This is a genomic window from Rhizobium sp. CB2179, from assembly GCF_057653455.1.
The window spans coordinates 4077579-4089942 of sequence record NZ_CM172781.1; the positions used below are offsets into that span (position 1 = coordinate 4077579).

A 12364-nucleotide genomic window follows, 5' to 3' on the forward strand; every position below is an offset into this window, starting at 1 on the left:
GCGAAGGAGGGTGGCCAATCGTGGCTTCAGGACCCGATCGCGCCCTTGATCAGCGCCTTGGCATCCTCGCTGTCCCAGGCGGCCGGCCCGTTCATCGCTGAAATCAGGCATCCCTTGTCATCGATCAGCAGCGTCACCGGCAGCCCCATGGCGAGGCCCTCTTTCTTCAGATTGTTGAACACCGAAATCGTATTGTCGCGATAGAGCTGCAGCGCATCGACGCCGATCTCGGCGAGGAAGGTCTTCGGCTTCTCGTCGTCGCCGCTATCGATATTGACCGGCACCACCTGGAACCTGTCGCTGCCCATCTCCTTCTCGAGCGCGTTCAGCGCCGGCATCTCCTCGCGGCAGGGAACGCACCATGTCGCCCAGAGATTGAGAAGCACGGTCTTGCCGGCGAAATGATCGAGTGTCAGCGGCTTGCCGTCCGGCCCGTTGAAGGAGACTGCCGTCAGTTTGCGCGGCTCATAGGCGGCAACCATTGCGGCCACCTGTCCCTTCATCAGTGGTGTGACGCTGGCGACGCGATCCCTGGCAAGCTTGCATTCGGCTGACGCCGTTTCGCCGCCGCCATTGCCAATCCCCGTCTCCTTCACGTATACCGCTGCCGCACCGGCAACGACACCCGCAACGGCGGCCAGCGCGATCCATTTCAGGGATGGCAGCCCGAGGGGTTTTCTTGTCGTCATTTCATTCTCCTGGACATGCATCCTCAAGGCGGACACCTTCATGGCCGACGACACCACGGACACCAAATCCTCCAACCAGATGTGGGGCGGTCGCTTCGCCTCCGGCCCGGACGCGATCATGGAGGAGATAAATGCCTCGATCGGTTTCGACAAGAAGCTATTCGCGCAGGACATCCGCGGTTCGATTGCCCATGCGACGATGCTCGCCCATCAGGGGATCATTTCCACTGACGATAAGGACAAGATCGTTCACGGGCTAAACACGATCCTGTCAGAAATCGAAAGCGGCAATTTCGAATTTTCGCGTCAACTCGAAGACATCCATATGAATGTCGAAGCACGCCTGGCGACGCTGATCGGACCGGCGGCCGGCCGGTTGCACACCGCTCGCTCGCGCAATGATCAGGTGGCGCTCGACTTCCGCCTCTGGGTGAAGGAAGAGCTGCAGAAGACCGAGCAGATGCTGACCGGCCTGATCGCGGCCTTCCTCGACCGCGCCGAAGAACATGCCGAAAGCGTCATGCCGGGCTTCACCCATCTGCAGGCAGCCCAGCCCGTTACCTTCGGCCATCACTGCATGGCCTATGTCGAAATGTTCGGCCGCGACCGCTCGCGTGTGCGCCACGCCATCGAGCATCTGGATGAAAGCCCGATCGGTGCCGCCGCACTTGCCGGCACCGGCTATCCGATCGACCGCCACATGACGGCCAAGGCGCTCGGTTTCCGCGAGCCGACCCGCAACTCCATCGATACGGTCTCCGACCGCGATTTCGCCATCGAATTCCTGTCGATCGCGGCGATTGCGGGCATGCACCTGTCGCGTCTGGCAGAAGAGATCGTCATCTGGTCGACCCCGCAATTCGGTTTCGTGCGCCTGTCCGACGCTTTCTCGACCGGCTCGTCGATCATGCCGCAGAAGAAGAACCCGGATGCGGCCGAACTGGTGCGCGCCAAGACCGGCCGCATCAACGGCTCGCTGGTGGCGCTGCTGACGATCATGAAGGGCCTGCCGCTCGCCTATTCCAAGGACATGCAGGAAGACAAGGAACAGGTCTTCGACGCCGCCGAGAGCCTGGAACTGGCAATTGCCGCCATGACCGGCATGGTGCGCGACATGACCGTCAACACCGCGCGCATGAAGGCGGCGGCCGGCTCCGGCTATTCGACGGCGACCGATCTTGCCGACTGGCTGGTACGTGAAGCGGGCCTTCCCTTCCGCGACGCCCATCACGTCACTGGCCGCGCCGTCGCACTCGCCGAAAGCAAGGGCTGCGACCTTGCCGAGCTGCCGCTCTCCGATCTGCAGGCGATCCATGCCGACATCACCGACAAGGTCTACGACGTGCTGACCGTCGAGGCCTCGGTCGCCAGCCGCAAGAGCTTCGGCGGCACCGCGCCGTCCGAAGTGCGCAGGCAGATCGCCTTCTGGCGCGCCCGCAACTAAGAGATACCAGGCGTGGTGAAAAGCCGCCGCGCCCTTCCTGCGGGGCGCGCAAAGACCGCCAACAATCAGGGTGCACAAGGTGAATAAACTTCGCTATGAAGATGTCCATCATCCGATATGAATGATGTCCATCGTTCGGTACGAATGATGCCCGTCACATGCCGCAGAAGAGGATATCCATGAAGAGCTTGCCGCACCTCGTCCGCCTGACGGCGGTTCTCGCCGTCATCGGCCTTGCCGTTGCCGGATGCGGGCGCAAGGGCGACCTCGATCCGCCGAGCGCTGCGGCAACCAAGGAAGGCGACGTTTCCAAGCCGACGAAACGGCCGGGAACCGTCGACAAGCCCTTCCTTCTCGATCCCCTTCTTTAAGGCATAAACCCGTGAACCATTTCGAGTACCGTGACGGCGTCCTTCATGCGGAGAACGTCCCCGTTCCCGAGATCGCCAAGGCGGTCGGCACCCCTTTCTACGTCTACTCCACCGCGACGCTGGAGCGCCATTACCGCGTCTTTTCGGAAGCCTTCGCCGACATGGACTCCATGGTCTGTTATGCGATGAAGGCGAATTCGAACCAAGCGGTGCTGAAGACGCTGGGCCGCCTCGGTGCCGGCATCGATGTCGTCTCGGAAGGCGAACTGCGCCGCGCGCTTGCCGCCGACATTCCGGCGAGCCGCATCATGTTCTCAGGTGTCGGCAAGACCCCATCCGAGATGGATTTCGCCCTCGAAGCCGGCATTTACTGTTTCAACGTCGAATCCGAGCCTGAGCTCGAGATCCTCAATCAGCGCGCCGTCAGCGCGGGCAAGAAAGCGCCGGTCTCCTTCCGCATCAACCCTGATGTCGATGCAAAGACGCATTCCAAGATCTCGACCGGCAAGAAGGAAAACAAGTTCGGCATCTCCTGGGAGCGCGCCCGCGCCATCTATGCCCATGCCGCCAGGCTGCCGGGCATCGAGGTCACCGGCATCGACATGCATATCGGCAGCCAGATCACCGAATTGCAGCCCTTCGACGACGCCTTCAAGCTGCTGCACGACCTTGTCGCGACGCTGCGCGCCGACGGCCACACCATCCATCACGTCGATATCGGCGGCGGCCTCGGCATCCCCTACAAGGACGACAACAATCCGCCGCCGCTGCCGGACGCCTATGCGGCAATCGTCAAGAACCAGCTACGCGGTCTAAACTGCAAGATCATCACCGAACCCGGACGCCTGATCGTCGGCAATGCCGGCATCCTCGTGACCGAGGTCCTCTATGTAAAGGATGGCGGCGAAAAGACCTTCGTCATCGTCGACGGCGCGATGAACGATCTCATCCGCCCGACGCTCTACGAGGCCTATCACGAGATTCGGCCGGTAACGATTTCGGCGGCCAACGCGCCGCGCATCCGCGCCGATGTCGTCGGCCCCGTCTGCGAGACCGGCGACTATCTGGCGCTCGACCGCGAGATGGCGATGCCGAAGCCCGGCGACCTGATGGCCGTCAGCACCGCCGGCGCCTACGGCGCAGTCCAGGCCGGCACCTATAACAGCCGCCTGCTGGTGCCCGAAGTTCTGGTCAGGGGCAGCGATTTCCACACGATTCGACCGCGTAGAACCTATGCCGAACTGATCAGCCTCGACTCCGTTCCGGCTTGGCTCGACTGAACAAGCCATCACTTTTTGGCGAATAAACGTGAAAAGCCGGTATTGCCGGCCGCTCGCCCTCGCCTTCGCCACAAAGAGTGTTATCCTTTCGTTCATGAGCGTATTGCCCTGCAATCGCCGGAAGCGCCCTCTGTTCCAGAACGCCAGATCGCGGAGACCGGACCGATGACAAGCCCATCGAGGCAGAAGAAAGGCGCATTTGCCTACCGTCCCTCGCTTGCCCGGCTAGTGACGACGAAACGACTGCTGGCGCGAATCGTGCTCTTTTTCGAGCAACTGCTGCCGCCTTTGATGCCGGTACTGTCCGTCATCGCCTTTTATCTCTCTGCCTCCTGGTTCGGCCTCTTCCGCAGCGTGCCGGACTGGCTGCGCATTCTGCTGCTCATCGCCTTTGCCGCCGCTTTTCTCATTTCGCTCCTCCCCTTCCGCACCCTGCGCTGGCCGAGGATCGCAGAAGCCGACCGCATGCTGGAGGAGCGCAACGGTCTGCCGCACCAGCCGGTCACCGTCCAGGAAGACGAGCCGGCCTTCGATACGCCCTTCGGCCGGGCGCTCTGGCGCGAGCACCAGGCGCGCATGGCCGAAAAGATCGCAGCGCTTGATACCGGACTGCCGCGGCCTGATATCGCCGCGCATGACCGTTTCGCGCTGCGCGCCGTCCCGGCGCTGCTGCTGGTCACGGCCTTCGGTTATTCGCTGTCGATCAACGGCGGCTCGATCCGCGACGCGTTGCAGGCAGCACCCGAGCAGGTGGTCAGCGATCCGGCGGTGCGCATCGACGCTTGGGTGACGCCGCCTTCCTATACCGGCCGCGCCCCGATCTATCTGACGGCTGACGGCAGCGAGCAGGCGCCGATCGGCATTCCGCAGTTTTCAGGCCTCACCGTCCGCGTCAGCGGCGGAAAGACCGCCGAGAAGGTCCTGTTCCGCAAGGCGAACGGCGAGGTCCAGGATATTGCCGTGCAGGCGGATACCAAGCCGCAGCAGACGGCGGGATCAGCCAGCGAGCAGCCGACGGCGGCACCTGCCAGCCAGGCTCTCGTCGCGCAGACGCATATGATGAAGCTCCAGGAGAACGGTGCACTCGAGGTCAATGGCCGCCGCTGGAGCTTCGACGTGCTTCCCGACAAGGCGCCCGAGATTGCCTTTGACGGTTTGCCGAAGCCCAGCGTCAACGGGGCGCTCGAAATCGGTTTCACCGTTAAGGACGATTACGGGGTCCAGGAGGCGCATGCAGAGATCGTTCCCGTCGAAACCGATCCGACGGCAACGCCGCTCTATCCGTTGCCGGAATACCGGCTGGATATTCCCCGCCGCAACGCCCGCGACGCCAAGGGCGTGACCAGCCGGAACTTGACCGAACATCCGCTTGCCGGCAAGCGCGTGCGCATCACCCTCGTCGCCAAGGATGCCGCCGGCCAGACCGGCCGCAGCCCGCCGTATGAGATGGTGCTGCCGTCGCGGCCCTTCAACGAGCCGCTTGCCGCGGCCGTAGCTGAGGAGCGGCAGGTTTTCGCGCTCGATACGCGCAAGATGCCGCAGGCAATCGCCCTGAACGAGGCGCTGACTATCCGCCCCGAGGAGACGATCCCCAAGCTTACCAACTACTTGCTGCTCGAATCCGCCCTGACGCGCATGAAGCTCGCCAGGGGCGAGGATGCGCTGAAGGATACGGCCCAATATCTCTGGGAAATCGCCCTCGGCATGGAGGACGGCGATCTATCGCTCGCCGAGCGCAAGCTGCGCGAAGCCCAGCAGAAGCTTGCCGACGCGTTGGACCGCAACGCTCCCGACGCGGAGATCAAGGAGCTGATGGACGAGCTGCGCAAAGCAATGCAGGACTATATGACCGAGCTCGCCCAACGCATGCAGAACGCGCCGATGCAGCCGAACCAGAACGCGCAGAATATCCTGCGTCAGCAGGATCTGGAACGGATGATGGACCAGATCGAAAATCTCGCCCGCTCCGGCAATCGTGACGCCGCCCAGCAGATGCTGTCGGAATTGCAGCGGATGATGAACAACCTGCAGGCGGGCCGCCCGCAGCGAGGTCAGCAGGGCCAGGAAAACAGCGAGGCCCGCAAGCAGATCGACAAGCTCGGTGAGATCCTGCGCGACCAGCAGAAGCTGATGGAACAGACCTTCCGGCTCGACCAGCAGCTCAGGGACCGCATGCAGCGCGGCGAGCCTGACATGGGCGAGAACGATCCGCTGCTCGACGAGATGAACCCCGGAAAGAGCGGCGAGCCGCGGGATCAGCAGCAGGGCCAGCAAGGCAAAGAAGGCCAGCAGCCCTCCGACCAGATGACGGCCGAGCAGCTGCGGGAGGCGTTGAAACAGCTGCGCGCCCAGCAGGATGCGCTCGGCAAGCAGCTCGGCGAATTGCAGAAGAGCCTCGGCGAGATGGGCATGAAGCCCGGCCCCGGCTTTGGCCAGGCGCAGCGCGAAATGGAAGGCGCCGGCCGAGAACTCGGCCAGGGACGTGGCCAACCGGCCGTCGAGGGCCAGGGCCGCGCCCTGGAAGCGCTTCGCCAGGGCGCCCGCGACATGATGAACCAGATGATGCAGGCGCAGCAGGGCCAGCAGGGTCAAGGTCCGAACGGCCAGGTGGGCCAGGGCGACCAGAACGGCCGCGACCCGCTCGGCCGGCCGCGCCGCCCCCAGGGGCCGGAGTTCGGCGACAACAGCGTGAAGGTGCCTGACGAAATCGACGTTCAGCGGGCGCGAGAAATCCTTGACGCGATCCGCGAAAAGCTCGGCAACAATCCGCCGCAGGAAATGGAACGGCGCTATCTCGAACGACTGCTGGACATCCAGTAGGCCACTCACCGCAACGCGATCAACAGCAGGCGCGTTAGAACAAATTCACTCCAGGCCGAACCGGCCTGGAATCTGAATCGTGATCTCAATCAAAGAAATGGAGCATGATTTCGCTCCAAATCATGCCTTTTGGTATCCTGGCTCTAAGCGACAAGCGCTCGGGCGACAGCCTTGCGGATCTCGGGAAGCGCGAATGGCTTGGCGACGACATCGATGATCTTTTCGGCAAGATCGTCGGCCCGTTCGCGCTGTTCGGCATAGCCGGTCATCAGCAGGATTTTCAAACTGGGAAAAGCGTCTTTTGCCTGATGGGCGAGTTCAATGCCGTCCATCACCGGCATGCGGATATCTGAAAGCAGCAGATCGTAGACCCCGTCCTTGAGCTTCTCCAGCCCCTCGGCCCCATCGGCCGCCTCATCGGTTTCGTGGCCATCAAGCCGCAGGGCCCGGGCCACGAAGGACCGCAGGGAGTCCTCGTCTTCCGTAATCAGAATTCTTGCCATATGTGCATCGCTCCGTATCAGCCCCGCGACGGAAATCACCAGACTTTCCTTTTCGATCGGTAAAGATGAGGAAGCGATGGACGAGATGGTTAACAACCCGTCTCGAACGGCAAAGTAGCGCAACGGGTCTTTCAGACGCGCAAAAGCGCTGCAACACTTTGCAGTCGCTCAGGCGTCCCCGGTCACCACGCCGACGAAGGGCAGTTCGCGAAAGGCATAGGCGACATCCATGCCATAGCCGACGACAAAATAGTCAGGGCATTCGAAGCCGACATAGTCGGCCTCCAGCTTTTCCTTGCGCTTGACGCGCTTGTCGAGCAGCACGGCGATCGTGACGTTGCGCGCACCACGCTCGAAAAGCAGTTCCTTGGCAAAGAGCAGCGTCCGGCCGGATTCAAGGATATCGTCGATCAGCAGGACGTCGCGGCCATGCACGTCGCTGTCGATATCCTTGACGATGCGCACGCCCTGCGAAACTGTGCCGATGCCGTAACTCGACAGCGTGATGAACTCGACCTCCGGGGCAAGCCCGCTGTCATGCAGGGCCCGGATCAGATCGGCGGCGAAAATGAATGAGCCCTTGAGCACGGCGATGACGAGCAGGTCCTTGGTCGGGCCGCTGGCGATCTCCCGCGCCATCGAATGATTGCGTTCGGCAATCTGCTCGGCGGTGAAGAGCGGCTCGATGTTTTTTCCGCGCACGACAGGCATAAGGGCTTGCTCCATGAAAAAGAAGGTAAGCCGTTAGCACATATGCGAGCTTGAAACAGCCTCGCCGGCTATGAAATTAGCGCGATTGGCACGACCTGTGGCGCGAAAGTCGGCCCATCCCGTGTCCTGTTACGTCTGTGGCAGGAAGGAAAGCCGGACCTCCGGCATCTTTCCGCCGGCATGCTGCACGCGAGCCGAGAAGCCCCGGCTTTGGCCGCCATAGATCACATCGGCCGGCGGGTTGATGACGATGCTTGCGGTCAGCCGCTCGTCGGTCACGAGATCGGCACGGATCGGATGCACCGTCTGCGTCGTGCCGCTGTCGTTTTCGATGATGCCGTTGATGACCAGCACGCGCATGCCGTTCGCATCACGCGGCGTCACCGTGACATGGGTGAAATGCAGCGACGCTCCGGACGTGGCTCGCTCGCCGGAAACGCCGGAAAAGCCACCCGTTAGCCCGAAGACAAGCACGACGAGCGCCAGCACCAGCGCTGCGAAGCTCCGCATCGACGCGCGCTGCAGCCAGGATTCCGCGGTCTGCAGAACGGAATTCGCGATTGCCAGCATGAACGGCGGCGGTGCAGCGTTTGCGGCAGCCATACGCTTGCGGTTGTCGTTATAGGTCCTTGCATTGAATTCCCTGGGCCGAACTTTGCCGAGGGTGACGAATTCGGCGTCGGAGATATCGGCAGGACGCGCAGAGCGGTACTGACGGTTGGCAGGTTCCGGCGGCAGGAAATCATAGGCCTGGCCCGGCGTCCGGCGACTGAAGGAGGATGCTTCCATGGTGGCTGCCTCGCAGATGTCCACATGGTTTCGCTGCCAGGGGAAATCTTGGCATTGAAACGAATCCTGCTCAGTCGTAAATTTTAATGGTTAATGCTTCGCAAAGATCGCCATCAAACGGGCGTCTTTCCAGCAAAATTTACCGGCTGTTAACGGTGTTGGTTAACAAGTCGTGCGGTGAAACCCACAACAGACTGAGTTGCCCGTTGATCCACTTCGAGAATGTCGGTTTGCGCTATGGCATGGGCCCGGAAATCCTCCGGGACCTGACCTTCGACATTCCGAAGAAATCCTTTCAGTTCCTGACAGGCCCATCGGGCGCCGGCAAGACGTCGCTGCTGCGGATGCTTTTCATGTCGCTGCAGCCGACGCGCGGCCTGATCCGCATGTTCGGGCGCGACATTTCCGAAATCCCCCGCCCTGAACTGCCGCTTCTGCGCCGCCGCGTCGGCATCGTCTTCCAGGATTTCCGCCTCCTCGACCATCTCACCACCTATGAGAATGTCGCTTTGCCCTTACGGGTGCGTGGCAAGGATGAGAGCTCCTACAAGACCGATGTCCTCGAACTTTTGAAATGGGTCGGCCTCGGCGAACGCATCAACGTGCTGCCGCCCGTGCTCTCCGGCGGCGAGAAACAGCGCGCCGCAATCGCCCGGGCGCTGATGGACCGGCCGGAAGTGCTGCTGGCCGACGAGCCGACTGGCAATGTCGATCCGCCGATGGCCAAGCGCCTGCTCAATCTTTTCCTCGAGCTGAACCGACTCGGCACGGCGGTGGTGATCGCCACCCATGACCTGGCGCTGATGGAACAGGTGGAAGCCCGCCGCATGATCCTCTCAGAGGGGCATCTCGATATCTATGACTGAGCCCCCGTCCAGAAACCCCGAGAAGGCGTCTGCCAAGACCCAGCAGAAGCGGCCGGAATTGCGCGTGCGTCCGACTGCGCCGATCCTGCCGCCTTCGAACATCCAGGGCAGCGCGTTGATGGTGGTGATCTCAATCATGGCCTTTCTTGCCTGCCTGACGCTCGGCGGCGTCAGCATGGTGCGCTCGACGGCGGCCAGCTGGGCGAGCCAGATCTCCCGCGAGATCACCATTCAGATCAAGCCGGACGACAATCTCGACATGGAGAAGGCGCTCACCCAGGCGCGCGACCTGGCGCTGACCTTCGTCGGCACCAAAAGCGGCCAGATCGTCGACGAGGCGGCGACCGCCCGCCTGCTCGAACCGTGGCTCGGCCCCGGTCTCGATCTCAAGGATCTGCCCGTTCCCCGTCTCGTCATCATCACCATCGATGAGAGCAATCCACCGGATTTCGATTCGATGCGGGCGCTGCTCAAGGACAGTATCCCGCAGGCGAGCCTCGACGATCACCGCACCTGGGTCGACCGGCTGGTGTCCATGGCGCACACGACTGTCATGATCGGCACCGGCATCCTGCTGCTGGTTTTCACGGCGATGGTGCTCACGGTCGTCTTCGCCACGCGCGGCGCGCTGTCGGGCAATCGTCACGTCGTCGAAGTGCTGCATTTCGTCGGCGCCGAAAGCTCCTTCGTCGCCACCGAATTTCAGAAGCATTTCCTGAAGATCAGCCTCAAGGGCTCGGCGATCGGCAGCGCGCTTGCCGCTCTCTTCTTCGCTAGCGCCGGTTTCTGGCAGAGCCGCACCCTCGCCACCCCGGAAACGGACCAGGCGACCGCGCTCTTCGGCACCTTCTCCGTCGGCGTGCTCGGTTATGCCGGCATCTTCGCGACGATGATCGTCATCGCACTCCTGACCACCTTCACCGCGCGGCTGACCGTCATGCGGACGATCTACGAAATCGATACACTACGCTCAGACCCGACACGCACCGACGGCATCGGAAGTTGATCGTGACCGTGCCGTTTTGCCATGAAAGCGTCTGTTCCGCGCCGCAATCAGCGTATAATCACGATTCATGACGATGGGACACACGACACCCAACCCGATTCATCAGGACCCGGAGCTTGATCGCCCGGCGGGTCTGCCGCCGCGACGCGGGCCAATCCGCCGCCTGCTGCGCTGGGGCGGCTTTGCCTGCTTGCTGGCAATCGCCCTGGTATTCGGCGGTTTTCTGCGTTTCGCCGATTCCGTGACGACGCTGAAGCCCCCGGCCGAGCCGAAGGCGGATGCCATCGTGGTCCTGACGGGTGGTTACCAGCGCATCGACCAGGCCGTGGAGCTGCTGCAGAAGGGGGCAGGCAAGCGCTTGCTCATTTCCGGCGTCCACCCGACGACGACGCCGGCACAGATCCGCAAGATGACGCAGGGTTCGGCCGATCTCTTCTCCTGCTGTGTCGATATCGGCTACGATGCGATCGACACGATCGGCAATGCCGAGGAAGCTTCGAACTGGATCCACACCAAGGGATACCGCAGCGTTCTGATCGTCACCAACAACTATCACATGCCCCGAAGCCTCGCCGAACTCTCCTATGTCGATCCCGACATCGAATTCATCGCTTATCCCGTGGTCAATTCGGATTTGAAGAGCCGCAACTGGTTCACCGATCCGAATGCGATGCGCGTGATGCTGGCCGAATATGTGAAAGTGTTGCTGACCGGGGCCCGCAACATCACCGGCTTCGGCCGCCACACCGGCTTGCGCTCGGCAAATGCGTCCGGCCAACAATAGAGCACCGCGCGTCTGATAGAACGCGCTACGGACGCTCCGTCTTCTTGTTTTGCGCAATTCCGGACGCAAAACCACTATGCACTTTTGCCGGAATTTCTTCAGAGCATGATGCCGAAAAGTGTGAGCGGTTTTCGGACGACATCATGCTCTAACTTTATAATGTAGAACAGGATTCAGATTTTAGGCCGAACAGGCCTAAATCATCCTGTTCTAGGCTTTTACATCAGGGCGTCATCAAACGCTTTTTATGGCGGGCAATATCGTGTAGGCCGGTCGCGTGAGCATGCCTCGGGAAAGTTTCATGATCGCCCTGCGTTCCGTTCTCTTCAACACGATCTTCTACGCCAACCTCATCATCCGGATGATCGTGCTCTCGCCCTACTATTTCGTCGTGCCGCGCAAGATCGCCTATGCGATCCCGAAGAACTGGGCGCGCTCCAACCACTGGCTGATGCGGGTGATCGTCGGCACCACCTTCGAGATCGAGGGACTGGAGAACCTGCCTGATGGCAGCTACATCCTGGCGCCGAAACATCAGTCCTTCTGGGATACCTACGCGCTGCTGCCCTGGCTGAAGGATCCGGTCTACATCCTGAAGCGCGAGCTTATGTGGATTCCGCTCTTCGGCTGGTATGCGAAGAAACAGCGTATGATCCCGGTCGATCGCGGCGCCCGCGGCAAGGTGATGGTGGAAGTGCTGAAACGCACGAAGGAGGAACTGTCGACCGGCCGCCAGCTCATCATCTATCCCGAGGGCACCCGCCGCCCGCCAGGCGCAGAGCCGCTCTATAAATACGGCATCGCCCGCATGTACCGCGATCTTAACCTCCCTGTCGTGCCGGTTGCCATGCATCCCGGTCTGTTCTGGCCGCGGCGGAGCATTCGACGTTATCCCGGCCATTTCAAGGTGAAGATTCTGCCGCCGATCATGCCGGGAATGGATCCGGACGCCTTTTTCGCCCATCTGATCGAGGTATCGGAGCGGGCAAGCGACGAGCTTCTGCTCGAAACCGTCGCGCGAAATCCGCATCTGCCGCTCCCGCCGACGGCGGTCGAAAGGCTGGTCGAGCTGCGCAAGCTGAACGCGGCAACTGGCTGAGA

Annotated in this window: 12 protein-coding genes; 8 read left to right on the forward strand and 4 right to left on the reverse strand. The window is 61.9% G+C overall.

What is annotated here, in order from left to right; all coding sequences use genetic code 11:
- Positions 1-26 precede the first annotated feature (26 nt).
- Positions 27-689, reverse strand: coding sequence for a thiol:disulfide interchange protein TlpA (tlpA, locus tag AC244Q_RS20115; RefSeq protein ID WP_128405823.1), 663 nt, complete (start codon positions 687-689; stop codon positions 27-29).
- A gap of 40 nt (positions 690-729) precedes the next feature.
- On the opposite strand from tlpA, the gene argH reads away from it, so the two are divergent.
- From argH to AC244Q_RS20135, 4 genes are all read left to right on the forward strand, one after another.
- Positions 730-2133 carry an argininosuccinate lyase gene (argH, locus tag AC244Q_RS20120; protein WP_017995322.1) on the forward strand — a complete coding sequence of 468 codons (1404 nt, stop codon included), beginning with the start codon at positions 730-732 and terminating at the stop codon, positions 2131-2133.
- A gap of 158 nt (positions 2134-2291) precedes the next feature.
- Positions 2292-2504: an LPS translocon maturation chaperone LptM gene (gene lptM, locus AC244Q_RS20125; protein ID WP_017995323.1), complete on the forward strand. Its 213-nt coding sequence runs from the start codon at positions 2292-2294 to the stop codon at positions 2502-2504.
- Between the two features lie 11 nt (positions 2505-2515).
- Positions 2516-3784, forward strand: a complete 1269-nt coding sequence (gene lysA / locus AC244Q_RS20130; protein WP_128405824.1) for a diaminopimelate decarboxylase — start codon at positions 2516-2518, stop codon at positions 3782-3784.
- A 165-nt stretch (positions 3785-3949) separates the two neighbouring features.
- On the forward strand, positions 3950-6604 hold the full coding sequence (locus tag AC244Q_RS20135; protein WP_128405825.1) for a TIGR02302 family protein: 2655 nt from the start codon (positions 3950-3952) through the stop codon (positions 6602-6604).
- Between the two features lie 143 nt (positions 6605-6747).
- Here AC244Q_RS20135 and AC244Q_RS20140 read toward each other — a convergent pair whose 3' ends face one another.
- From AC244Q_RS20140 to AC244Q_RS20150, 3 genes are all read right to left on the reverse strand, one after another.
- Positions 6748-7107 (reverse strand): response regulator, encoded by a 360-nt coding sequence (locus tag AC244Q_RS20140; RefSeq protein WP_012759176.1) that lies wholly within the window; start codon positions 7105-7107, stop codon positions 6748-6750.
- A gap of 168 nt (positions 7108-7275) precedes the next feature.
- Positions 7276-7818: a hypoxanthine phosphoribosyltransferase gene (gene hpt / locus AC244Q_RS20145; RefSeq protein WP_003543314.1), complete on the reverse strand. Its 543-nt coding sequence runs from the start codon at positions 7816-7818 to the stop codon at positions 7276-7278.
- 129 nt (positions 7819-7947) lie between these two features.
- Positions 7948-8607, reverse strand: coding sequence for a membrane protein (locus AC244Q_RS20150; protein WP_012759177.1), 660 nt, complete (start codon positions 8605-8607; stop codon positions 7948-7950).
- 206 nt (positions 8608-8813) lie between these two features.
- Here AC244Q_RS20150 and ftsE point away from each other — a divergent pair, with 206 nt between their 5' ends.
- The 4 genes from ftsE (at position 8814) to AC244Q_RS20170 (ending at position 12362) form a co-directional block, all read left to right on the forward strand.
- Entirely contained in the window at positions 8814-9473 is a 660-nt protein-coding gene (gene ftsE / locus AC244Q_RS20155; RefSeq protein WP_003543317.1) for a cell division ATP-binding protein FtsE, read from the forward strand.
- On the forward strand, positions 9466-10479 hold the full coding sequence (locus tag AC244Q_RS20160; RefSeq protein WP_128405826.1) for a cell division protein FtsX: 1014 nt from the start codon (positions 9466-9468) through the stop codon (positions 10477-10479). Before ftsE ends, AC244Q_RS20160 begins: the two co-directional genes overlap by 8 nt.
- 73 nt (positions 10480-10552) lie before the next feature.
- Positions 10553-11263: a YdcF family protein gene (locus AC244Q_RS20165; RefSeq protein ID WP_020487038.1), complete on the forward strand. Its 711-nt coding sequence runs from the start codon at positions 10553-10555 to the stop codon at positions 11261-11263.
- 301 nt (positions 11264-11564) lie between these two features.
- The gene (locus AC244Q_RS20170; RefSeq protein WP_012759180.1) at positions 11565-12362 is read left to right on the forward strand and encodes a lysophospholipid acyltransferase family protein; all 798 of its coding nucleotides are present in this window, start codon (positions 11565-11567) and stop codon (positions 12360-12362) included.
- The last annotated feature ends 2 nt before the right edge of the window (positions 12363-12364 follow it).